The sequence below is a fragment of the Pseudomonas sp. Sample_22 genome (genome assembly GCF_004307635.1).
GTDB lineage: Bacteria > Pseudomonadota > Gammaproteobacteria > Pseudomonadales > Pseudomonadaceae > Aquipseudomonas.
In genome coordinates this window covers 73,705-97,018 of record NZ_RCNY01000068.1, presented here as the reverse complement: position 1 = coordinate 97,018, position 23,314 = coordinate 73,705, and the positions used below count along the sequence as shown (strand labels likewise).

Here is a 23,314-nt window from a genome sequence, read left to right as displayed (position 1 = left end):
TGAAATCGCCATCGCGGGCAAGCCATGCTCCTACGAGAAAGAGGTGTTACCTGAGCAGTTTTTGAAACTCTTCAACCGGCAACGGCTGGCTATGCAAATACCCCTGATAAAAGTGGCAGCCCAATCCCTGCAGAAACGCCAATTGCTCAGCGGTTTCCACGCCTTCGGCGATCACCTTCAATTCCAGGCTGCGGGCCATGGCGACGATGGCGCGGATGATCTCGGCGTCGTTGGGGTCGGTGGTGGCGTCGCGGATGAACGACTGGTCGATTTTCAGGGTGTCGACCGGCAGGCGCTTGAGATAGGTCAGAGATGAATAACCGGTGCCGAAGTCGTCCATGGCGAAACTGACGCCGAGTTTTTTCAGGCGACGCATTTTGCTGATGGTGTCTTCCAGGTTCTGGATGACGATGCCTTCGGTGATTTCCAGTTTCAAAAGCGAGCAAGGCAGGCCGTAGCGGGTGAGGCTTTCTTCGACGCGCTCAACGAAGTCGGCCTGGCGGAATTGCCGTGGGCTGATGTTCACGCACAGACTGAAATCGAGCGGGTCCACCAGGCCGTTGGCGATCATCAGTCGGCAAGCCTGGCAGGCTTCGTCGAGAATCCAGGTGCCGACCTCGAGGATCAATCCGCTGTCCTCCAGCACCTTGATGAACTCTGCGGGCGATTGCGCACCAAGCTCCGGATGGTTCCAGCGCACCAGTGCTTCAGCGCCGACGATGCGGTTGTCGCGGGCATCGAGTTGCGGCTGGTAATGCACGCGAAACTCACCGCGGGACAGCGCCAGGCGCAGGTCGGTTTCCATGCGCAGGCGCTCGCTTGCGGCCTTCTGCATGGTGTTGTGATACATCTGCGCGGTGTTGCGCCCCGAATCCTTGGCGCGGTAAAGGGCGATGTCGGCGCGTTTGAGCAGGTCGGTGGGCGTGGAGCCGTGGTCGGGAATCAGCGCTATGCCGATGCTCGGCGTCACTTGCAGGCGCTGGCCGTCGAGGAACATCGGTTCCGACAGCAATTCGCGCAAGGTGTCGGCCAGTTGCCGCACCTGGGCGCTGACGTCGTTGCGCGAGCCTTCAAGACCGCTGAGCAACACCACGAATTCATCGCCGCCCAGCCGCGCGACGGTGTCTTCCATGCGCACACTGGCTTCCAGGCGTGCGGTGATGATCTTCAGCACGGTATCGCCCACCGGATGGCCGAGGGAATCGTTGATGTGCTTGAAGTGGTCGAGGTCGAGGAACATCAGCGCGCCACGCAAATTGTGGCGTTTGAGCAGGGCAATCTGCTGGCTGAGCCGATCCATCAGCAAGGCGCGGTTGGGCAGGTTGGTCAGCGGGTCGTGGTAGGCCAGGTGACGGATTTGCGCCTCGGCGTTTTTCAGCAAGCTGACGTCCCGTGCGGTCAGCAGCAGGCACGCGGTTTCGTTGAGAGTGATCGGTTCCACCGAGACCTCGACGGTGAGCAACTCGCCGCGCTTGTTGCGTCCGAGCATTTCCTGGTGATGCACCCGACCCTTGATCTGCAACTCGGCCAGCAACGCCGAACGTTGTTTCTCTTCGGCCCAGATTCCCACCTGATACACCGTGCGGCCAATGACCTCGTCGGCGCGGTAACCGGTCAGGCGGCAGAAACCGTCGTTGACCTCCAGGTAGCGCCCGGTGTCGCGCTCGGTGATGGTGATGGCATCGGGGCTGGAGTGAAACGCCTTGGCGAATTTCTCTTCGCTGGCCTTGAGCGCCGCCTCCGAGCGCTGTTGCTGGGTGATGTCGCGCAGGGTGGTAACGATGCACGGCTGGTCACCGACGCTGATCTGCCGGCTGGAAATCACACAGGTCAGGGTTTGTCCGTTTTTGTGCTGGACGACAATCGCTACGTTACTCAGGCCTTGTTCGCGAATCACCTGTTCGATCCGCTGCAAACTTTTTGCCGAGGCGTCCCACAGGCCTATTTCATCGGCGCTGCGTCCGATCACATCGGCGGTGGTCCAGCCGAAGGTCTGGGTGAAGCTGGAGTTGATCTCGATGAATTGTCCGGTGTCCTGGCGGGTCACGCAGATCGGGTCCGGACTGACCTGGAACAGCGTGGCGAATTTCTCCTCGGAGGCCACCAGTCGTTGTTCGCGTTCGACCTGATCGGTGATGTCGAGCAGGGTGCCGGCCATGCGCAGTGGCAGGCCGTTTTCATCGCGGTAGAGGCGGGCGCGGCTTTCCAGGTAACGCGAGCTGCCATCCGGCAGTTGCACGCGATAGGTCAGCTGATAGTTGCCGGCCGGGCCTTCGCGCAGGCTGCGATAGGCGTCACGCATGGTGTCGCGTTCTTCGCCCGGCACGCCTTCGAAGAACTCGTCGAAGGATTCATGGAAGGGCTTGGCGTCCAGGCCGTGCAACTGTGCGGCGCGGGCCGAACCGTAAAGCATGCCGCTGGGAATGTGCCAGTCCCAGGTACCGAGTTGCGCAGAGTCCAGCGCCAGGTCGAGGCGTTCCTGGCTGTCCTTCAACGCGTGCTCGGCGGCTTTGCGGTCGGTGGTGTCGAGGAACGTGCTCAGCAAATAGGGCTGGCCTTCGAGTTCGACCTTTTGCGCGCTGAGGATACCGTCATGAATCTGCCCGTTGCTGGCGCGAAATTGCACCTCCATGCTGGTCAACTCGCCTTTGGCCTTGGTGGCCTTGACCAGCTCCGCCCGTTGTTCGGGGTGCACCCACAGGCCCAGTTCCAGTGTGGTGCGGCCGATCGCATCTTGCACCGGCCAACCGAACAGGCTTTCGAAATATTGATTGGCTTCGGTGATCAAACCGTCTTCCTGGCGGGTCAGCAGGACCATGTTCGGGCACAGGTGAAACAGTGTGGCGAAACGTTTTTCCGAGCTGCTCAGCGCCTGTTCGCGCTGGCGCTGGTGGGTGATCTCGCGGATCACGCCGATCATCCGGGGCCGGCCGTGTTTGTCCGGCAACAGGCTGCCGTTGATTTCCAGCCAATGCAGGCTGCCGTCGGGCCAGCGAATGCGGTGGTGCATCGCCTGTTCCAGTGGTGCGCCGGCAATCACCGCGTGGAAGGCGCGCACGGTTTTCGCCCGGTCTTCGGGCGGCAGCAAATCGAGGTATTCGAGGTCTTCCGGCAGCGGTTGCCGGGGATCGAAGCCAAACAGGGCCTGCGTACCCCGCGACCAACTGATCTGTCCCCGTTCGATGTCCCAATACCAGGCACCCAAACGCGCGCCGTTCAGGGCTGCCAGTAATTGCGGGGCACTTTCCCAGCTCTGCTCGGAGCGTTTGGGGTCAAGTGCCTGGATACGCGGCATCGGCGGAACACGGTCAACAGATTTCGGCATTGGCAAGCCTTAGGCTGAATTGAACATAGGGCACGGGATTTCGCGGCTCTATAGGAGTAGCACAAGTTAGCCGTGAGTCCCTGGCAGATCGATCTGAGCATCCAGCAAGGCCATGAAGGCCCGTGCCGCATTCGACAACGTCCGTTCTGTGTGCAGGATATAGCCTAGCTGGCGAGACAGTTGTATGCCCGGCAAAGGTATCCGCGCAACTTGATCGTCGAGCATTGTGCGTGGCAGCACGCTCCAGGCCAGGCCGATCGACACCATCATCTTGATGGTTTCCAGGTAGTTGGTGCTCATGGCGATGTTCGGCGTCAGGTCCTGGGCTTCGAACAGACGCTGGACGATGTGGTGGGTGAAGGTGTTTCCCCCGGGGAAAACCGCCGGGTGCCGGGCGATATCCGCCAGGTTGACTGCGCCATTGTTGAGCAGCGAATGCTCCGGGGCGACCACGAAGTCCAGCGGGTCATCCCACACCGGCGTGGCCTTGACCAGCCCATGGGGCTCCGGCGCCAGGGTGATGACCGCCAGTTCGGCACGGCCATGGAGGATTTCTTCGTAGGCCACTTCGGAATCGAGAAACTGAATATCCAATGCCACTGCGGGATAGCGCCGGGTGAACTCCCTTAATAAGGGAGGCAAACGGTGCAGGCCGATGTGGTGACTGGTGGCGAGGGTCAGACGACCGGTCACCTCGCCTGTGAGATTGGTCAGGGCGCGGCGCGTATCATCGAGGACATTCAATATCTGGTACGCCCGCGGCAGCAGGGCGCGACCGGCCTCGGTCAACCCGACCTCGCGGCCCAGCCGGTCGAACAGGCGCACCTTCAGTTGTTGCTCGAGCCCGGCGATGCGCTTGCTGATCGCCGGTTGCGTCAGGTGCAGCCGTTCTCCCGCGCCGGAGAAGCTACCTGTCTCGGCAATGGCAATAAAGGCATTAAGGTTGGCCAGGTCCATGGTCACATTCCAGTTGGTTATCCAAAGCATAAAAAATATGAATTTGAGTTATTTAATGTAACCCCATAGGATCAGCCTCACAAGCCAAAGGGTTATTGAAAATCTCAAAGCCCGGGGCATAGAAACAAGCTGATGAGGAAACGTCTGATGGCCGGCAAAACGCTCTACGACAAGCTCTGGGATTCGCATTTGGTCAAGCAGCGCGACGATGGCTCTGCGCTGATCTACATCGATCGTCACATCATCCACGAAGTGACCTCGCCGCAAGCCTTCGAAGGCCTGCGTCTGGCCGGGCGCAAGCCATGGCGCATCGATGCCAACATCGCGACCCCGGACCATAACGTACCGACCACTCCGGAGCGCAAGGGCGGCATCGAAGCCATTGCCGACCAGGTCTCGCGTTTGCAGGTTCAGACCCTCGACGACAACTGCGATGAATACGGCATCGTCGAGTTCAAGATGAACGACGTCCGCCAAGGCATCGTCCACGTCATCGGCCCTGAGCAGGGCGCAACCTTGCCGGGCATGACCGTGGTCTGCGGCGACTCCCATACCTCGACCCACGGCGCGTTCGGCGCTCTGGCCCACGGTATCGGCACGTCTGAGGTCGAGCACGTGCTTGCCACTCAGTGCCTGGTCGCCAAGAAAATGAAAAACATGCTGGTGCGTGTCGAAGGGCAATTGCCGTTCGGCGTGACCGCCAAGGACATCGTTCTTGCCGTCATCGGCAAGATCGGCACCGCGGGCGGTAACGGTCACGCCATCGAATTCGCCGGCAGCGCGATTCGCGACCTGTCCGTCGAAGGCCGCATGACCATTTGCAACATGTCCATCGAGGCCGGCGCTCGTGTAGGCCTGGTGGCCGCCGACGAAAAAACCGTGGCCTACGTCAAGGGCCGTCCGTTCGCTCCGAAAGGCGCGGAATGGGACTTGGCCGTCGAAGCCTGGAAAGACCTGGTGTCTGACGCCGATGCCAAGTTCGACACCGTCGTCGAACTCGATGCAACCCGGATCAAGCCGCAAGTCAGCTGGGGCACTTCGCCCGAGATGGTGCTGGCCGTGGATCAGAACGTGCCGGACCCTGCGAAGGAAATGGACCTGGTCAAGCGTGGTTCCATCGAACGCGCCTTGAAGTACATGGGTTTGACCGCCAATCAGGCGATCACCGACATTCAGCTCGACCGCGTATTCATCGGCTCCTGCACCAACTCGCGCATCGAAGATTTGCGCGCTGCGGCCGTGATCGCCAAGGGCCGCAAGGTGGCTTCGACCATCAAGCAGGCCATCGTGGTGCCGGGCTCGGGTCTGGTGAAGGCGCAGGCTGAATCGGAAGGCCTGGACAAGATTTTCCTCGACGCCGGTTTCGAATGGCGCGAGCCGGGTTGCTCGATGTGCCTGGCGATGAACCCGGACCGTTTGGAAAGTGGCGAGCATTGCGCCTCGACTTCCAACCGTAACTTCGAAGGCCGTCAGGGTGCCGGTGGTCGTACTCACCTGGTCAGCCCGGCCATGGCCGCCGCCGCCGCTGTGAACGGTCGTTTCGTCGACGTCCGTGAATTGATCTAAGGAGCGCAGCATGAAAGCTTTTACCCAGCACACTGGACTTGTCGCGCCTCTGGATCGTGCCAACGTCGACACCGACCAGATCATTCCGAAGCAATTTCTGAAGTCGATCAAACGCACCGGTTTCGGTCCGAACCTGTTCGATGAATGGCGTTATCTGGATGTGGGCCAACCGTATCAGGACAACTCCAAGCGTCCGCTGAACAAGGACTTCGTGCTCAATGCCGAGCGTTACCAAGGCGCCAGCGTTTTGTTGGCCCGCGAGAACTTCGGTTGCGGCTCCAGTCGTGAACACGCGCCATGGGCGCTGGAAGAGTACGGTTTCCGCAGCATCATCGCGCCAAGCTACGCCGACATCTTCTTCAACAACAGCTTCAAGAACGGCTTGCTGCCGATCATCTTGAGCGATGCCGAAGTCGATGAACTGTTCAAGCAGGTCGAAGCCGAACCGGGTTATCAGTTGCAGATCGATCTGCAAGCCCAGACCGTGACCCGCCCGGATGGCAAGGTGTTGAGTTTCGAAATCGACGCGTTCCGCAAACACTGCCTGCTCAACGGCCTGGACGATATCGGCCTGACCTTGCAGGACGGCGATGCGATTGCAACGTTTGAAGCCAAACACCGTGTGAGCCAGCCGTGGTTGTTCCGCGACGCTTGATCCGAAATCGATGTAGCCAGGGCCCGCCTCATCGCGAGCAAGCTCAGCTCCTACAGGTTTTGTGAGCGCCACAGACTTGTAGGAGCAAAGCTTGCTCGCGATGACGACGGCCCAGGCACTACAAGACTAGACCCCGAAAAAGGAAGTCCCCATGACCAGCACCGCCCAGCACAGTCAGGTAGTCCAGAAGCAATTCGGTGAACAGGCCGCCGCCTACCTGAGCAGCGCCGTCCACGCTCAAGGCACTGAATTTGCGCTGCTACAGGCCGAGCTGGTGGGGCAGGGCGATGCCCGGGTGCTGGATCTGGGCTGCGGCGCCGGCCACGTCAGTTTTCACGTCGCTTCGCTGGTGAAAGAAGTGGTGGCCTACGACCTGTCGCAGCAGATGCTCGACGTGGTCGCTGCCGCTGCCGTCGATCGTGGCTTGAGCAACGTGATCACGGTTAACGGCGCCGCCGAACGCTTGCCGTTTGCCGATGGCGAGTTCGACTTCGTGTTCAGCCGTTATTCGGCGCACCACTGGAGCGATCTTGGCCTGGCCTTGCGCGAAGTGCGCCGGGTATTGAAACCGGGTGGCGTGGCGGCGTTCGTCGACGTGTTGTCACCGGGCAGCCCGTTGTTCGACACTTACCTGCAAAGCGTCGAAGTGCTGCGCGACACCAGCCATGTGCGCGATTATTCTGCTGGCGAGTGGTTGCGGCAGGTCAGCGAGGCGGGGTTGCATACCCGCAGCACTAGTCGTCAGCGGCTACGTCTGGAATACAACAGCTGGGTCGAGCGCATGCGTACACCTGAAGTGATGCGCGCGGCGATCCGCGAATTGCAGCAATCGATGGGCAACGAAGTACGCGAATATTTTCAGATTGAGGCCGATGGTTCGTTCAGCACCGATGTGCTGGTGCTGATGGCTGAACGATAGGCGTCGAACGATAAGCATTTTTCCGGGCGCGCCGGTTGATGGCGCGCCGACAGAAGACATGAGGAAAGCATGAGCAAGCAGATTCTGATTCTCCCAGGCGACGGTATTGGCCCGGAAATCATGGCCGAAGCGGTCAAAGTGCTGGAATTGGCCAGCGACAAGTTCGACCTGGGTTTCGAGCTGAGCCATGACGTGATCGGTGGCGCGGCCATCGACAAGCACGGCGTGCCGCTGGCCGACGAAACCCTGGAGCGTGCCCGCGCAGCCGATGCCGTGCTGCTGGGCGCCGTTGGCGGCCCAAAATGGGACACCATCGAGCGTGACATCCGCCCTGAGCGTGGTCTGCTGAAAATCCGTGCGCAATTGGGCCTGTTCGGTAACCTGCGCCCGGCGATCCTGTACCCGCAATTGGCCGAGGCCTCCAGCCTGAAGCCGGAAATCGTTGCCGGCCTGGACATCCTGATCGTTCGCGAGCTGACCGGCGGCATCTACTTCGGCGCGCCACGCGGCACCCGCACCCTGGAAAACGGCGAGCGTCAGTCCTACGACACCCTGCCGTACAGTGAAAGCGAAATCCGCCGCATCGCCCGCGTCGGCTTCGACATGGCCATGGTGCGTGGCAAGAAGCTGTGCTCGGTGGACAAGGCCAACGTATTGGCGTCCAGCCAACTGTGGCGTGAAATTGTCGAGGAAGTGGCCAAGGATTACCCTGAAGTCGAACTGAGCCACATGTACGTCGACAACGCCGCCATGCAGTTGGTGCGTGCGCCCAAGCAGTTCGATGTGATCGTCACCGACAACATGTTCGGCGACATTCTGTCCGACCAGGCGTCGATGCTCACCGGTTCCATCGGTATGCTGCCTTCGGCGTCCCTGGACACCAACAACAAAGGCATGTACGAGCCGTGCCACGGTTCGGCGCCGGACATCGCGGGCAAAGGCATTGCCAACCCGCTGGCGACCATTTTGTCGGTTTCGATGATGCTGCGTTACAGCTTCAACCAGCAGGCCGCGGCCGATGCCATCGAACAAGCCGTCAGCCTGGTGCTGGATCAGGGTTTGCGCACGGGCGACATCTGGTCGGCCGGTTGCACTAAAGTCGGGACGCAGGAAATGGGTGACGCAGTAGTCGCCGCGCTGCGGAATCTGTAATCTCTCGGGCCCGCTGCCCATTTCACCCCCGAAAGCAGCGGCCCACATTTCAAGAAGGTGTAGTTGCGATGAAACGTGTAGGTCTGATCGGTTGGCGCGGTATGGTCGGTTCCGTGCTCATGCAGCGGATGCTGGAAGAGCAGGATTTCGATCTTATCGAGCCGGTGTTTTTCACCACTTCCAATGTCGGTGGCCAAGGCCCGTCCGTGGGCAAGGACATTGCTCCGCTCAAGGACGCTTACAGCATTGAAGAGCTGAAAACCCTCGACGTGATTCTGACCTGCCAGGGTGGCGACTACACCAGCGAAGTCTTCCCGAAACTGCGCGAAGCCGGCTGGCAGGGTTACTGGATCGACGCCGCTTCCAGCCTGCGCATGCAGGATGACGCGGTCATCGTACTGGACCCGGTCAACCGCAAGGTCATCGACCAGCAGCTGGACGCGGGTACCAAGAACTACATCGGCGGCAACTGCACCGTCAGCCTGATGCTGATGGGCCTGGGTGGCCTGTTCGAAGCCGGTCTGGTCGAGTGGATGAGCGCCATGACTTACCAGGCGGCTTCCGGTGCCGGCGCACAGAACATGCGTGAGCTGATCAAGCAGATGGGCGCAACCCACGCCGCTGTCGCTGATCAACTGGCCGATCCGGCCAGCGCGATCCTCGACATCGACCGTCGAGTGGCCGAAGCCATGCGCAGCGACGCGTACCCGACCGAAAACTTCGGCGTACCGTTGGCCGGCAGCCTGATCCCGTGGATCGACAAGGAACTGCCAAACGGTCAAAGCCGCGAAGAGTGGAAAGCCCAGGCCGAGACCAATAAGATCCTCGGTCGCTTCAAGAGCCCGATCCCGGTGGATGGCATCTGCGTGCGCATCGGCGCCATGCGCTGCCACAGCCAGGCGTTGACCATCAAGCTGAACAAAGACGTGCCAATTGCTGATATCGAAGGTCTGATCAGCCAGCACAACCCATGGGTCAAGCTGGTGCCGAACAACCGCGATGCGAGCATCCAGGAGCTGAGCCCGAACAAGGTCACCGGCACCCTGAACATTCCGGTTGGCCGTCTGCGCAAGCTGAACATGGGCTCGCAGTTCGTCGGCGCGTTCACCGTTGGCGACCAACTGCTGTGGGGCGCGGCCGAGCCGCTGCGTCGCATGTTGCGGATTCTGCTTGAGCGTTGATCGATAGCTGCAATGAAAGAACCCGCGCCTTGAAGGAGGTGCGGGTTTTTTTATCCCCACCGATCATTCCCACGCCCCGCGTCCGGTCGTTCCCACGCAGAGCGCGGGAACGATCGTGGTGGGCAGAAATTGCCTGTACACCCACCACCCGGTAAAGTGCCGCTCCCGCCGTTTCGCCAGAGGTAGAACCATGAGCCAGTCCATTGATATTGCCGTGATCGGCGCCACCGGTACTGTTGGCGAAACGCTGGTGCAGATACTCGAAGAGCGCGATTTCCCGGTCGGCGACCTGCACCTGTTGGCCAGCAGTGAGTCCGCTGGCAGTTCGGTGCCGTTCCGGGGCAAGAACGTGCGGGTGCGAGAGGTCGATGAGTTCGACTTCGGCAAGGTGCAGCTGGTGTTCTTCGCCGCAGGTCCGGCGGCCAGCTTGAGTTTCGCCTCCCGTGCCGCGGCGGCCGGTTGCTCGATCATCGACCTGTCCGGCGCCTTGCCCGCCGATCAGGCGCCGCAAGTGGTGCCGGAAGCCAATGCCCAAGTGCTGGCTGGCCTGAAAAAACCGTTTCAGGTCAGCAGCCCGAGTCCGTCGGCCACCACATTGGCGGTGGTGCTGGCGCCGCTGCTGGATTTGCTCGACTTGCAGCGCATCAACCTGACCGCCAGCCTGGCAGTGTCTGCCCAAGGCCGTGAAGCGGTGAGCGAACTGGCGCGACAGACCGCCGAACTGCTCAACGTGCGTCCACTGGAACCCAAATTCTTCGATCGGCAGATGGCTTTCAATTTGCTGGCGCAAGTCGGCAAGCCGGACGAGCAGGGCCATACACTGCTGGAAAAACGCCTGGTGCGTGAACTGCGTCAGGTGCTGGCGCTGCCGTCGCTGAAAATTTCTGTCACTTGCATTCAAGCCCCGGTGTTTTTTGGCGATAGCTTTAGCGTGACCCTGCAGTCTGCAAGCGCTATCGATCTGGTGAAAGTCAATGCCGCGCTGGAGGATGCACCCGGTATCGAACTGGTCGAGGCGGGTGATTACCCGACACCGGTCGGCGATGCGGTAGGGCAGGATGTGGTCTACGTTGGTCGGGTTCGCCACGGTATCGACGACCTGTCGGAACTTAATTTGTGGCTGACGTCAGATAACGTACGCAAAGGGGCCGCGCTCAATGCTGTGCAGCTGGCCGAATTGTTGATAAAAGACCTGCTGTAAAAGATACTTGGCAACAATTTTCGAATGATTCCGGGTCGGCGTCATGCTTGCCGGGATGCTGAAGGTCAGCCACCCTGCGGGGCTTTCCGGGGCATGCACGAAACAATCGCGCGCGACGACCCTTCGTCGCCGCGCGCAATGCCTTACGGCAGCGACTATCAACACCTTCTCGCTGGCCGAGGAATGTTCAAACTAAGGATGAGCTATGGTTCAAGTTCGCAAACTGGTGTTAGCAATAGCGGCCGCCTCGGCGCTGTCCTCCGGTATGGCGCATGCCCTCGGGCTCGGGGAGCTGACCCTGAAATCGACGCTGAACCAGCCGTTGGTGGCGGAAATCGAATTGCTGGACGTCAAGGAACTCACCGCTGCCGAAGTGGTGCCGAGCCTGGCTTCACCTGAAGATTTCGCCAAGGCCGGTGTCGATCGCCAGGCGTTTCTCAACGACCTGACGTTTACCCCTGTGCTGAACGCCAGCGGCAAAAGCATCCTGCGTGTGACCTCCAGCAAACCACTCTCTGAACCGATGGTGAAATTCCTGGTTCAGGTGATGTGGCCAAACGGTCGCCTGCTACGCGATTACAGCGTGCTGCTCGATCCTTCCAAATTCTCGCCGCAGACCGCTGAAGCGGCTGCGCAACCTGCACCGACCGGCACCACGCCGGTCACCGCTGCGACCAAACCGTCCGAATACACCACCACATCGCGCGATACCCTGTGGGAAATCGCGGCGAAGGCGCGTAATGGCGGTTCGATTCAACAAACCATGCTGGCCATCCAGGCGCTGAACCCGGACGCTTTTATTGACGGCAACATTAACCGGCTTAAAACCGGCCAAGTGTTGCGTCTGCCGGATCAGGCGCAGAGCACCAGCCTGGCGCAACCCAAAGCCATGGCCGAAGTCGCTGCGCAGAACACCGCCTGGCGCCAGGGCCGCCGCTATGTAGCGAAGCCTGGAACCGGGCAGCAGCAACTTGATGCCACTAATCGTGGCCGTGGCGAAGCCGTGCCCACGCAAGCCGGCCGGGACAACCTGAGCCTGGTTTCCGCTGAATCCGGCAAGGCTGCGGGCAAGGGGCCGGCAGGCGATGCCAAGGCCCTGAGTAACAAACTCGCGGTCACCCAGGAAAGCCTTGATACGACGCGTCGTGACAATGCCGAACTGAAGAGCCGCATGAGCGACCTGCAAAGCCAGTTGGACAAGCTGCAGCGTCTGATCGAACTGAAGAACAATCAACTGGCCAAGTTGCAAGCCGAAGGCGCAGCGGGTGCGCCGGCTGCGGCAACAGCGCCTGCCATCACGGCGGAACTGGCGGCGGACCCGGCGGCGGCACCTGCCGAAGCAACCCCGGCACCAGCACCTGCAGCGGCTGCGCCTGAAACCGCTCCAGCGCCAACCGAGCAACCGGTTGAGCCGGCGCCTGCTGTCTCCGACGAGCAGAAATTCAACGAACTGCTGACCAATCCGTGGTTGTTGGGCCTGGCGGGTGGCGGGGCAGTGGTTGTGTTGCTCTTGCTGCTGTTGCTGGCCCGTCGCCGCAAAGCTCAACAGGAAGCCGAGAAACATCTGCGCATGGCTCGCGCCTTGTCCGAAGAGCAGGAGTTTTCTGCTGATCTCGACTTGCCTGAAAGCAGCTTCGAAGGCCTGGAGGTTCCACCGCCAAGCGTGAATCTTGCGACTGCTCCGGCACCCGCACCAACCCCAGCCCCAGCCCCGGTGATTACGCCGGTCGTGGTAACGCCACCGATTGCCGCGCCACTGGTCTCGCCGGCGGCCGAGCGCTCCGACGACGTGTTGGGTCAAGCCCAGTCGCACATCGCAGCCGGTCGTCTCAATCAGGCTGCCGCGTTGCTGGAAGAGGGCGTCAAGCAAGAGCCGCAGCGCAGTGATCTGCGCCTCAAACTGATGGAAGTCTACGGTTTGCAGGGCGACCGCGATGCCTTCGTGGTTCAGGAACGTCAACTGGTGGCCAACGGCGACAACTTCGCCCAGGTCGAAAAACTGAAAAGCCGTTTCCCGGCCATGGCGCTGGTTGCGGCGGGCGGTATCGCCGCGGCGGCGGCCGCTGCCGAACTGGACGCACAATACGTCAAGGACCTGTTGCTGGACGAGCCGCAAGCACCAGAACCGACACCGGCCGACGATGACTTCGACAGCGCTTTCGATCTGAGCCTCGACGATCTGGAAAACGTGGCGCCGGTAGCGGCCCCAGCCGACCCAGCGCCGGCTGGTGACGATCTCGACAGCGCCTTCGACCTCAGTCTCGATGATCTGGACAACATCACCCCGGTAGCCGCTCCGCCAGCACCTGTGGTGGAGCCTGAGCCGGCCGCGACCCTGGACGAACTTGAAGATTTCCCGCTGGACGACGATCTGAGCTTCGAGTCGGTGTTGCAGCAGCAGACGGAAATCAAGGACAACCTGGGCGACCTGTCGGATTTCGACCTGGACATGGATCTCGGTGGCGAGCCGTCTCCGGCCCTGCTGGCGGAAGACGATTTCCTGCTGGATCTGGACGCAGACGTGAAGGACCTGCCATCGGTCGACACTCCCGCAGTGGCCGAAGCTCCGCTGGATGACCTGGAACTGCCAGCCGATTTCGACTTGTCATTGGCCGATGAGATGGACGCTCCAACCACTCCGGATGCATTCGAATCCGAGCTGGATGACGTCAACGCCGAGCTGGATCGCCTGTCACAGAGCATCAGTGAGCCAACCTTCACCGTGGACGATGCCCTGGCCACAGTGGACGACGAGCCGGACTTCGATTTCCTGTCCGGTACCGATGAGGTCGCGACCAAGCTCGATCTGGCCCAGGCCTACATCGACATGGGCGACAACGACGGCGCCCGGGACATCCTCAATGAGGTGGTGACCGAAGGTGATGACGGTCAGAAGAGCGAAGCCAAGGAAATGCTTTCGCGTTTGGCTTGAGTCAATCGTTGCAAATGAAACGGCAGCCCACTCGAGGCTGCCGTTTTTGTTTCAGGCGGTCGTTTCGATGTTGTCTTTCAGGGCCTCATCGCGGGCAAGCCCACTCCCACAGGTTTTGCGGTTGACATAAATCCCTGTGGGAGCGGGCAAGCCCACTCCCACAGGTTTTGCGGTTGACATAAATCCCTGTGGGAGCGGGCTCGCCCGCGATGAGGCCGGAACAGTCACAGGATATCCACTGGCATCCCCGTCCAAGCACCTTATAATGCCTGCCTTTGCGTACTTCAGCAGGCTGTTCCCCCTTGGCAAATATTGATAACCCGGCTGCTGAAATGGCGGCCGACGGCTTTTTCCGGATCGCACTGGGCGTTGAATACAAAGGTTCGCGTTATCGCGGCTGGCAGCGCCAGGCTTCCGGTGTGCTCACCGTGCAGGAAACCCTCGAAAACGCCTTGTCCAAAGTCGCCGATTCACCGGTTTCGCTGCTGTGCGCCGGGCGAACCGATGCCGGTGTGCATGCCTGCGGGCAAGTGGTGCATTTTGATACCCAGGTCGAGCGATCGATGAAAGCCTGGGTCATGGGCGCCAACATCAACTTGCCCCACGATGTCAGCGTCAGCTGGGCCAAGGCCATGCCGGCGCACTTCCATGCGCGGTTCAAAGCCATCGCTCGCCGTTATCGCTATGTCATCTACAACGACCAGATCCGCCCGGCGCACCTGAACGAAGAGATCACCTGGAACCACCGTCCGCTGGACGTCGAGCGTATGGCCGAGGCGGCGCAGTACCTGGTGGGCACCCATGATTTCAGCGCTTTCCGCGCCGGTCAGTGCCAGGCCAAGTCGCCGATCAAGGAGCTGCATCACCTGCGCGTGACGCGCCACGGCAAGATGATCGTGCTGGATATCCGCGCCAGTGCCTTCCTGCACCACATGGTGCGCAACATCGCCGGTGTGCTGATGACCATCGGTGCCGGTGAGCGCCCGGTGGAGTGGATGAAGGAAGTACTGGAGAGCCGTATCCGTCGAACGGGCGGGGTGACGGCACATCCGTTTGGCCTTTATCTGGTGCAAGTCGAGTACCACGATGAGTTCGAACTGCCCGAGCGTTACATCGGGCCGCATTTCCTTACCGGGTTCTCCGAACTTGACGGCTGACGCCCTCGAACGCTTTTGTTACCATCCGGGACTTTCTCGGATTTGCCGTGAGGTTTTAACGACATGTCAGCCGTTCGCAGCAAGATTTGCGGGATTACCCGCATAGAAGATGCGTTGGCAGCGGTCGAAGCCGGGGCCGACGCCATAGGGTTTGTGTTTTACGCAAAAAGCCCGCGGGCTGTGACGCTGGAGCAGGCGCGCTCGATCATCAAGGCACTGCCACCGTTTGTCACGACTGTTGGATTGTTCGTCGATGCCAGTCACGCCGAACTGGCTGAGATCCTCGATGCGGTGCCGTTGGACCTGTTGCAGTTTCATGGCGATGAAACAGCAGCGCATTGCGAAGGCTGGCGGCGTCCTTATATCAAGGCGTTGCGGGTCAAGGCCGGTGATGACATTGCGGCCGCTTGCGACGCTTACCCGAGTGCCAGCGGTATTTTGCTCGATGCCTATGTCGAAGGCATCCCCGGGGGAACCGGCGAAGCCTTCGACTGGTCATTGATACCGCAAGCCTTGAGCAAGCCGATTATTCTGGCGGGTGGACTGACCCCGGATAACGTCGCCGAGGCAGTGGCGCGGGTCCGGCCCTACGCCGTGGATGTCAGCGGCGGGGTAGAGGCGAGCAAGGGCATCAAGGATCATGCAAAGATTCACGCTTTCATCAAGGCTGTTGCAGGGGTTGTCGAGTGAAACCAGGCTGCGATCTTTTGATCCGGTTTGCGATGTGACGGCTGGCACACTGCCGCCGTCTTTAACTGCACTTGCAAAAAGCAGGCAGGGCTGAGGGTTTTCGCAGTTGCACGCAGGTCAAGTTTCGCGCTGACCGTGTGCGCTCGACGATCATCGCCACACATATGAATTTAGCTCAAGGGCATACGCGGGGCTGCGAACCAGAGCGTTCGGGCCGCCGGTACTGGAGAAAGAAAGCATGAGCAACTGGTTAGTAGACAAACTGATCCCTTCGATCATGCGTTCCGAGGTCAAGAAGAGCTCGGTGCCTGAAGGTCTTTGGCACAAATGCCCGTCTTGCGAGGCTGTGCTGTATCGTCCGGAGCTGGAAAAGACCCTGGACGTTTGCCCCAAGTGCAACCACCACATGCGTATCGGCGCCCGCGCCCGTATCGATATTTTCCTCGATGTCGAAGGCCGTACCGAACTCGGTGCGGACCTGGAGCCGGTCGACCGCCTGAAATTCCGTGACGGCAAGAAGTACAAGGATCGCCTGACCGCTGCACAAAAGCAGACCGGCGAAAAAGATGCGCTGGTGTCCATGAGCGGTACGCTGCTGGGCATGCCGGTCGTGGTGTCGGCGTTCGAATTCTCCTTCATGGGCGGTTCGATGGGCGCCATCGTCGGTGAGCGCTTCGTGCGCGCCGCCAACTACGCCCTGGAAAAACGCTGCCCGATGATCTGCTTCTCCGCCTCCGGTGGTGCGCGGATGCAGGAAGCGCTGATTTCCCTGATGCAAATGGCCAAGACCTCCGCGGTGCTGGCGCGTCTGCGTGAAGAAGGCATTCCGTTCATCTCGGTACTGACCGATCCGGTCTACGGTGGTGTTTCTGCCAGTCTGGCGATGCTCGGCGACGTTATCGTCGGCGAACCGAAAGCCCTGATTGGCTTTGCCGGTCCGCGCGTGATCGAGCAGACCGTGCGCGAAAAACTGCCGGAAGGCTTCCAGCGCAGCGAGTTCCTGCTGGAGCACGGCGCGATCGACATGATCATTCACCGTCAGGAACTGCGCCCACGCCTGGGTAACCTGCTGGCGCAAATGATGGGCCTGCCGACGCCGAAATTCGTCGCTGCACCAATCGAACCGATCGTCGTCCCACCGGTGCCTGCCAATATATGACCCAACGTACCCTTGGCGAGTGGCTCGCCTACCTTGAGCAGTTGCACCCTTCGGCCATCGACATGGGCCTTGAGCGCTCGCAACAGGTAGCGTCCCGTATGGGACTGGGCAAGCCGGCGCCTCGGGTGATCACGGTCACCGGCACCAACGGCAAGGGCTCCACCTGTGCGTTTGTGGCTTCATTGCTGCGCGCCCAGGGCCTGAAAGTCGGTGTCTACAATTCTCCGCACCTGCTGCGTTACAACGAGCGGGTGCAGGTCAATGGCGTCGAAGCCACTGACGCCGAACTGTGCCAGGCCTTCGCTGCGGTGGAGGCGGGGCGTGGTGACACTTCCCTGACTTACTTCGAAATGGGCACATTGGCCGCGTTCTGGCTGTTTCAACAGTCCGGGCTCGATGCTGTGGTGCTGGAAGTCGGTCTGGGCGGGCGCCTGGATACGGTCAATGTGGTCGATGCCGACATGGCGCTGGTCACCAGCATTGGCGTCGATCATGCGGATTACCTGGGTGATACCCGCGAATCCGTGGCCTTCGAGAAGGCCGGTATCTTCCGCCAGGGCGCGCCTGCGCTGTGTGGCGACCTCAATCCCCCGCAACCCCTGCTGGACAAAGCGCGCGAGCTTGCCTGCCCGTTTTTCCTGCGTGGGCGCGATTTCGATCTCGGGGTCACCGATCACAACTGGCAATGGCGCGGCCTGGACATTCAGGGGCACGCCGTCGAGTTACACGACCTGCCACTGCTCGATTTGCCGATGGAGAATGCGGCGCTCGCCTTGCAGGCGTATCTGTTGCTGGGTCTGCCGTGGGTCGATGCGCAGATTGTCCAGGCGCTGCAAGCGACGCGGGTGGTCGGTCGTCTCGATCGCCGGCAGTTCAACTGGCAGGGCAAGCGTCTTAATCTGTTACTGGACGTGGGGCATAACCCCCATGCGGCGGAGTATCTGGCCCGGCGATTGGCCAGTCGTCCTCCGGTTGGCAAACGCCTGGCGGTGTTCGGATTGCTGGCCGACAAGGATCTGGATGGTGTTATTGGCGAATTGAATGCTAGTGTCGAGCACTGGGCTGTCGCTCCGCTGGATTCGCCACGGGCGCGGCCGGTGGCCGATCTGCAAGATGCGCTACTCAAGCGCGGTGCGTCGGTAGCATGCTATGACAGCGTGGCGGCCGCCCTGGAAGGGCAGTGCGCGCTGGCAACGAGCGACGATGAAATATTGTTGTTCGGATCATTTTATTGTGTCGCCGAGGCCCTTGAGTGGCTGGCTCGGCGCTCCACGGAGGAAGCGGCAAATGGCATTGCTGGATAAGGCCTACAAACAGCGCATGGTTGGCGCGCTCGTACTCGTCGCACTGGCCGTGATTTTCCTGCCGATGCTGTTCTCCCGTCAGGATGAGCAGCGCCAGGTAACGGTCGAAGCCCCGTCCGCCCCTCAGGCGCCAGCGATGCCGCAGGTTCAAGTGGAGCCGGTCGTAGTGCCCGAGCCGCAAGCCTTGCCGCAAGAACCTGTGCCGAGCGACGACGAAATCGCCCAGCAAGAACTACCGGTTACAGCGCCTGCACCGGCTGCACCGGCTGCACCGGCTGCACCGGTCGCTCCCGCGCCAACGGCAAAACCGGTCACGACGCCTGCGCCGGCACCGGTTCCGGCATTGGCCGCGAAGCCGGCGACTGCGCCGTCCCAACCAATCAGCGCGGCACCGGGTAAGCCAGACACCACGCAAAGCCGTGTCGACGCCAATGGTCTGTCGGTGAGTTGGTCGGTGCAACTGGCCAGTCTGGCCAACCGTGAAAGCGCGGAAAAGCTGCAGAAAACCCTGCGCAGCCAAGGCTACAACGCCTATATCCGCACTGCCGACGGCAAGAATCGGGTGTTTGTCGGGCCGCTGATCGAACGCGCCGAAGCCGATCGTCTGCGCGACTTGTTGAATCGCCAGCAGAACCTCAAGGGGTTCGTGGTGCGCTTTCAGCCAGAACGCGGCTAAATCTATCGCAGCGATTTGAAATGCACTGACAATCGCAGCTTACCGATAAGCATGGGCTCTGCTAAAATGCGCCGCCTTATCCGTCTGTAGGCTGCACTGTGCCATTTACCTGGGTTGACTGGGCGATCGTTGCAATCGTCGCCATCTCTGCATTGATCAGTCTGAGCCGCGGCTTCGTCAAAGAAGCACTGTCGCTGGTGACCTGGATCATCGCAGGAGCTGTTGCCTGGATGTTTGGTGGCTCACTGTCCGAGTACCTCGCCGGATATATCCAGACGCCATCGGCTCGCGTGATCGCGGGCTGCACCATCATGTTTGTCGCCACCCTGGTGGTGGGCGCAATGATCAATTATCTGATCGGCGAATTGGTACGGGTCACCGGGTTGTCCGGGACCGATCGATTTCTCGGCATGGCCTTCGGCGCCGCGCGTGGCGTGTTGCTGGTGGTCGTGGCGGTCGGGCTGTTGAGCCTGGGGCCGGTACAGCAGGACGAGTGGTGGCAGCAGTCACAGCTCGTGCCAAAATTTCTATTGGTCGCCGACTGGTCCAAAAACCTGATCCTCGGGTGGAGCAGTCAGTGGCTTGCCAGCGGAATCAGCGTACCCGCTGATATTCCGTTCAAGGAGCACCTCTTGCCGACGGCCAAAACGCCTCAGTGAGTTGTGTTCAGTTCAGATCCATTAAGTAGGGGTTGCGTCGCATGTGTGGCATCGTCGGTATCGTCGGTAAGTCGAACGTCAATCAGGCGCTGTATGACGCGCTAACCGTCCTCCAGCACCGCGGCCAGGACGCTGCCGGTATCGTGACCAGCCATGATGGCCGGTTATTCCTGCGCAAGGACAATGGCCTGGTACGTGACGTTTTCCATCAGCGTCACATGCAACGGCTGGTCGGCCACATGGGCATTGGCCATGTGCGTTATCCGACCGCGGGCAGCTCGACTTCGGCCGAAGCTCAACCGTTTTACGTCAACTCGCCTTACGGCATCACTTTGGCGCACAACGGTAACCTGACCAACGTTGAACAGCTGGCCAAGGAGATTTACGAATCTGACCTGCGCCACGTCAACACCAGCTCTGACTCGGAAGTACTGCTTAACGTGTTCGCCCACGAACTGGCCCAGCGCGGCAAGTTGCAGCCGACCGAAGAAGACGTGTTTGCTGCCGTGACCGACGTGCACAACCGTTGCGTCGGTGGTTACGCTGTCGTGGCGATGGTCACCGGCTACGGCATCGTCGGCTTCCGCGATCCGCACGGCATCCGCCCGATCGTGTTTGGCCAGCGTCATACCGACGAAGGCGTTGAGTACATGATTGCTTCCGAAAGCGTTTCCCTCGACGTGCTCGGTTTTACCTTGATTCGCGACCTGGCGCCGGGCGAAGCGGTCTACATCACTGAAGACGGCAAGCTGCACACCCGTCAGTGCGCGACCAACCCGTCCCTGACACCGTGCATTTTCGAACACGTTTACCTGGCGCGCCCTGACTCGATCATCGACGGTGTTTCGGTATACAAGGCCCGCCTGCGCATGGGCGAGAAGCTCGCCGAGAAGATTCTGCGCGAGCGTCCTGAGCATGACATCGACGTGGTTATCCCGATTCCGGACACCAGCCGCACCGCGGCCCTGGAACTGGCCAACCATTTGGGCGTGAAGTTCCGCGAAGGCTTCGTGAAGAACCGCTACATCGGCCGGACCTTCATCATGCCGGGCCAGGCTGCACGGAAAAAATCCGTACGCCAGAAGCTCAACGCCATCGAACTGGAATTCCGCGGCAAGAACGTGATGCTGGTGGACGACTCGATCGTGCGCGGCACCACCTGCAAGCAGATCATCCAGATGGCTCGTGAAGCGGGCGCCAAGAACGTCTACTTCTGCTCGGCTGCACCGGCCGTGCGTTTCCCGAACGTCTACGGCATCGACATGCCGAGCGCCCACGAACTGATCGCCCACAACCGTTCGACCCAGGACGTGGCCGACCTGATCGGCGCCGACTGGCTGATCTATCAGGACTTGCCTGACTTGATCGAAGCGGTCGGTGGCGGCAAGATCAAGATCGACAAGTTCGATTGCGCTGTGTTCGATGGCCAGTATGTGACTGGCGATGTCGACGAGGCTTATCTGAACAAGATCGAGCAGGCACGCAACGATGCCTCCAAGGTCAAGACCCAGGCAGTCAGCGCGATCATCGACCTGTACAACAACTAAGTAAGAACCGGCCTTGTAGGAGCGAGGCTTGCCCGCGAAGCTTTTGGCGTCCCCAAGGGACTCTTCGCGGGCAAGCCTCGCTCCTGCGGGCCGGTTTTGTATCTACCATCGAATAGGGCAAGGAGTGACAGCATGAGTCAGGATTGGGATGCCGGTCGGTTGGACAGCGACCTCGAAGGCGTAGCGTTCGATACCCTGGCCGTACGTGCCGGTCAGCACCGTACGCCGGAAGGCGAACACGGTGATCCGATGTTCTTCACATCCAGCTACGTGTTCCGCACCGCTGCCGATGCCGCTGCGCGTTTCGCCGGGGAAGTGCCGGGCAACGTTTACTCGCGCTACACCAACCCGACCGTACGCGCCTTCGAAGAGCGCATCGCCGCCCTCGAAAGCGCCGAGCAAGCCGTGGCCACTGCCACGGGCATGGCGGCGATCATGGCGGTGGTGATGAGCCTGTGCAGCGCTGGCGATCATGTGCTGGTGTCGCGCAGCGTATTCGGTTCGACCATCAGCCTGTTCGAGAAGTACTTCAAGCGTTTTGGCATTGAAGTCGATTATGTAGCCTTGGCTGACTTGTCCGGTTGGGATGCGGCAATCAAGGCCAACACCAAGCTGCTGTTCGTAGAATCGCCGTCCAACCCGCTGGCCGAACTGGTCGATATCGCCGAACTGGCGAAAATCGCCCACGCCAAAGGCGCAATGCTGGTGGTCGACAACTGCTTCTGCACCCCGGCGTTGCAGCAGCCGCTGAAAATGGGCGCGGACATCGTCGTGCACTCGGCGACCAAGTTCATCGACGGCCAGGGTCGTTGCATGGGCGGTGTGGTAGCCGGTCGCAGCGAGCAGATGAAAGAAGTGGTCGGTTTCCTGCGCACTGCCGGGCCTACTCTCAGCCCGTTCAACGCCTGGATCTTCCTCAAGGGCCTGGAAACCCTGAACCTGCGGATGAAGGCGCATTGCGCCAACGCCCAACAGCTGGCCGAATGGCTGGAGCAACAGGACGGTATCGAAAAAGTCCATTACGCCGGCCTCAAGAGCCATCCGCAACACGAGCTGGCGCTGCGGCAGCAGAAAGGTTTCGGGGCTGTAGTGAGTTTCGAGGTCAGGGGCGGCAAAGAGGGCGCCTGGCGCTTTATCGATGCGACGCGCCTGATTTCCATCACAGCCAACCTTGGTGACAGCAAGACCACGATTACCCATCCGAGCACCACGTCTCACGGCCGTCTGGCGCCGCAAGAGCGTGAAGCGGCGGGTATCCGTGACAGCCTGATCCGCATCGCGGTCGGTCTGGAAGACGTGGCAGACCTGCAAGCCGACCTGGCGCGCGGGTTGGCTGCCTTGTGATCGAGCTGTCGACGCCAACCGGCTCCAACGGCCGCGTGGCGCTGGTGACCGGCGCTGCGCGGGGCATTGGCCTGGGTATCACGGCCTGGTTGATCAGCGAAGGCTGGCAAGTGGTGCTGTCGGATCTGGATCGTGAACGCGGTTCGAAAGTGGCGAAAGCGCTCGGCGACAACGCCTGGTTCATCGCCATGGACGTTTCCAACGAAGGTCAGGTGGCCCTGGGCGTGGCCGAAGTGCTGGGGCAGTTCGGGCGGCTGGATGCGCTGGTGTGCAACGCGGCGGTGGCCGATCCGCACAACATCACCCTGGAAAGCCTCGACCTGGCTTACTGGAATCGGGTGCTGGCAGTGAATCTCAGTGGGCCGATGCTATTGGCCAAGCACTGTGCGCCGTATCTGCGTGCTCACAACGGGTCGATCGTCAACCTGGCCTCGACCCGCGCCGGGCAATCGGAACCTGATACCGAGGCTTACGCGGCGAGCAAGGGCGGTTTGCTGGCCCTGACTCATGCACTGGCCATCAGCCTTGGCCCGGAGATTCGGGTCAATGCCGTCAGCCCGGGCTGGATCGATGCACGTGACCCGTCCGTGCGCCGTGCCGAGCCGTTGACCGACGCCGATCATGCCCAGCATCCAGCGGGCAGGGTAGGGACGGTCGAGGACGTGGCGGCGATGGTGGCCTGGCTGCTATCGAAGAACGCCGGTTTTGTCACCGGGCAGGAATTCGTGGTCGATGGCGGCATGACCAAGAAGATGATTTACAGCGAGTAACTCCAGCGGTCGGACTGTTGGCGAGATTGTCCGGATTGAAACGATTTTGTCTTTTTCAGAAAAACTTCAATCCTGCTATTGACTTAGGTTCGCTACCTGCGTAAATTTCGCGGCCTCGGA

Annotated in this window: 18 protein-coding genes; 16 read left to right on the top strand and 2 right to left on the bottom strand. The window is 60.8% G+C overall.

Annotated elements, in window-relative coordinates:
* Nucleotides 1-46: 46 nt before the first annotated feature.
* Nucleotides 47-3,325, bottom strand: coding sequence for a PAS domain S-box protein (locus D8U73_RS18565; RefSeq protein WP_056853714.1), 3,279 nt, complete (start codon nt 3,323-3,325; stop codon nt 47-49).
* A 66-nt stretch (nt 3,326-3,391) separates the two neighbouring features.
* Nucleotides 3,392-4,282 carry a LysR family transcriptional regulator gene (locus D8U73_RS18560; RefSeq protein ID WP_130905376.1) on the bottom strand — a complete coding sequence of 297 codons (891 nt, stop codon included), beginning with the start codon at nt 4,280-4,282 and terminating at the stop codon, nt 3,392-3,394.
* 147 nt (nt 4,283-4,429) lie between these two features.
* Between D8U73_RS18560 and leuC the strand changes: the two genes are divergently transcribed.
* From leuC to D8U73_RS18480, 16 genes are all read left to right on the top strand, one after another.
* Entirely contained in the window at nt 4,430-5,848 is a 1,419-nt protein-coding gene (gene leuC / locus D8U73_RS18555; RefSeq protein ID WP_056853712.1) for a 3-isopropylmalate dehydratase large subunit, read from the top strand.
* Between the two features lie 10 nt (nt 5,849-5,858).
* Entirely contained in the window at nt 5,859-6,503 is a 645-nt protein-coding gene (leuD, locus tag D8U73_RS18550; protein ID WP_056853711.1) for a 3-isopropylmalate dehydratase small subunit, read from the top strand.
* A 151-nt stretch (nt 6,504-6,654) separates the two neighbouring features.
* Nucleotides 6,655-7,422 (top strand): class I SAM-dependent methyltransferase, encoded by a 768-nt coding sequence (locus D8U73_RS18545; RefSeq protein ID WP_056853710.1) that lies wholly within the window; start codon nt 6,655-6,657, stop codon nt 7,420-7,422.
* A gap of 69 nt (nt 7,423-7,491) precedes the next feature.
* Nucleotides 7,492-8,574 carry a 3-isopropylmalate dehydrogenase gene (gene leuB, locus D8U73_RS18540; protein ID WP_130905375.1) on the top strand — a complete coding sequence of 361 codons (1,083 nt, stop codon included), beginning with the start codon at nt 7,492-7,494 and terminating at the stop codon, nt 8,572-8,574.
* 68 nt (nt 8,575-8,642) lie between these two features.
* Nucleotides 8,643-9,755: an aspartate-semialdehyde dehydrogenase gene (gene asd / locus D8U73_RS18535; RefSeq protein WP_056853708.1), complete on the top strand. Its 1,113-nt coding sequence runs from the start codon at nt 8,643-8,645 to the stop codon at nt 9,753-9,755.
* A 190-nt stretch (nt 9,756-9,945) separates the two neighbouring features.
* The gene (locus tag D8U73_RS18530) at nt 9,946-10,956 is read left to right on the top strand and encodes an aspartate-semialdehyde dehydrogenase (RefSeq protein ID WP_130905374.1); all 1,011 of its coding nucleotides are present in this window, start codon (nt 9,946-9,948) and stop codon (nt 10,954-10,956) included.
* A gap of 205 nt (nt 10,957-11,161) precedes the next feature.
* Nucleotides 11,162-13,888, top strand: coding sequence for a FimV/HubP family polar landmark protein (locus tag D8U73_RS18525; protein WP_130905373.1), 2,727 nt, complete (start codon nt 11,162-11,164; stop codon nt 13,886-13,888).
* A gap of 332 nt (nt 13,889-14,220) precedes the next feature.
* Nucleotides 14,221-15,045: a tRNA pseudouridine(38-40) synthase TruA gene (truA, locus tag D8U73_RS18520; RefSeq protein ID WP_130905381.1), complete on the top strand. Its 825-nt coding sequence runs from the start codon at nt 14,221-14,223 to the stop codon at nt 15,043-15,045.
* Nucleotides 15,046-15,108: 63 nt separating this feature from the next.
* Complete coding sequence (locus tag D8U73_RS18515) at nt 15,109-15,735, top strand: phosphoribosylanthranilate isomerase (protein WP_130905372.1); 627 nt, start codon at nt 15,109-15,111, stop codon at nt 15,733-15,735.
* A 238-nt stretch (nt 15,736-15,973) separates the two neighbouring features.
* Nucleotides 15,974-16,894, top strand: a complete 921-nt coding sequence (accD, locus tag D8U73_RS18510; RefSeq protein WP_056853703.1) for an acetyl-CoA carboxylase, carboxyltransferase subunit beta — start codon at nt 15,974-15,976, stop codon at nt 16,892-16,894.
* On the top strand, nt 16,891-18,198 hold the full coding sequence (gene folC, locus D8U73_RS18505; RefSeq protein ID WP_130905371.1) for a bifunctional tetrahydrofolate synthase/dihydrofolate synthase: 1,308 nt from the start codon (nt 16,891-16,893) through the stop codon (nt 18,196-18,198). The genes accD and folC overlap by 4 nt, the downstream gene beginning before the upstream one ends.
* Entirely contained in the window at nt 18,182-18,874 is a 693-nt protein-coding gene (locus D8U73_RS18500) for an SPOR domain-containing protein (protein WP_130905370.1), read from the top strand. Before folC ends, D8U73_RS18500 begins: the two co-directional genes overlap by 17 nt.
* Nucleotides 18,875-18,972: 98 nt before the next feature.
* Nucleotides 18,973-19,533 (top strand): CvpA family protein, encoded by a 561-nt coding sequence (locus D8U73_RS18495; protein WP_056853700.1) that lies wholly within the window; start codon nt 18,973-18,975, stop codon nt 19,531-19,533.
* A 41-nt stretch (nt 19,534-19,574) separates the two neighbouring features.
* Nucleotides 19,575-21,080, top strand: a complete 1,506-nt coding sequence (purF, locus tag D8U73_RS18490; RefSeq protein WP_034150926.1) for an amidophosphoribosyltransferase — start codon at nt 19,575-19,577, stop codon at nt 21,078-21,080.
* Between the two features lie 132 nt (nt 21,081-21,212).
* The gene (locus tag D8U73_RS18485) at nt 21,213-22,424 is read left to right on the top strand and encodes an O-succinylhomoserine sulfhydrylase (protein WP_130905369.1); all 1,212 of its coding nucleotides are present in this window, start codon (nt 21,213-21,215) and stop codon (nt 22,422-22,424) included.
* On the top strand, nt 22,421-23,194 hold the full coding sequence (locus D8U73_RS18480; RefSeq protein ID WP_056853698.1) for an SDR family oxidoreductase: 774 nt from the start codon (nt 22,421-22,423) through the stop codon (nt 23,192-23,194). The genes D8U73_RS18485 and D8U73_RS18480 overlap by 4 nt, the downstream gene beginning before the upstream one ends.
* Nucleotides 23,195-23,314: the final 120 nt, after the last annotated feature.

Coding starts and splice junctions, on each gene's coding strand:
- D8U73_RS18565 (WP_056853714.1), bottom strand. CDS start 3,325: ATGCCGAAATCTGTTGACCGTGTTCCGCCGATGCCGCGTATCCAGGCA.
- D8U73_RS18525 (WP_130905373.1), top strand. CDS start 11,162: ATGGTTCAAGTTCGCAAACTGGTGTTAGCAATAGCGGCCGCCTCGGCG.
- D8U73_RS18560 (WP_130905376.1), bottom strand. CDS start 4,282: ATGGACCTGGCCAACCTTAATGCCTTTATTGCCATTGCCGAGACAGGT.
- D8U73_RS18530 (WP_130905374.1), top strand. CDS start 9,946: ATGAGCCAGTCCATTGATATTGCCGTGATCGGCGCCACCGGTACTGTT.
- leuC (WP_056853712.1), top strand. CDS start 4,430: ATGGCCGGCAAAACGCTCTACGACAAGCTCTGGGATTCGCATTTGGTC.
- truA (WP_130905381.1), top strand. CDS start 14,221: ATGGCGGCCGACGGCTTTTTCCGGATCGCACTGGGCGTTGAATACAAA.
- purF (WP_034150926.1), top strand. CDS start 19,575: ATGTGTGGCATCGTCGGTATCGTCGGTAAGTCGAACGTCAATCAGGCG.
- D8U73_RS18500 (WP_130905370.1), top strand. CDS start 18,182: ATGGCATTGCTGGATAAGGCCTACAAACAGCGCATGGTTGGCGCGCTC.
- folC (WP_130905371.1), top strand. CDS start 16,891: ATGACCCAACGTACCCTTGGCGAGTGGCTCGCCTACCTTGAGCAGTTG.
- leuB (WP_130905375.1), top strand. CDS start 7,492: ATGAGCAAGCAGATTCTGATTCTCCCAGGCGACGGTATTGGCCCGGAA.
- leuD (WP_056853711.1), top strand. CDS start 5,859: ATGAAAGCTTTTACCCAGCACACTGGACTTGTCGCGCCTCTGGATCGT.
- D8U73_RS18515 (WP_130905372.1), top strand. CDS start 15,109: ATGTCAGCCGTTCGCAGCAAGATTTGCGGGATTACCCGCATAGAAGAT.
- D8U73_RS18485 (WP_130905369.1), top strand. CDS start 21,213: ATGAGTCAGGATTGGGATGCCGGTCGGTTGGACAGCGACCTCGAAGGC.
- accD (WP_056853703.1), top strand. CDS start 15,974: ATGAGCAACTGGTTAGTAGACAAACTGATCCCTTCGATCATGCGTTCC.
- asd (WP_056853708.1), top strand. CDS start 8,643: ATGAAACGTGTAGGTCTGATCGGTTGGCGCGGTATGGTCGGTTCCGTG.
- D8U73_RS18545 (WP_056853710.1), top strand. CDS start 6,655: ATGACCAGCACCGCCCAGCACAGTCAGGTAGTCCAGAAGCAATTCGGT.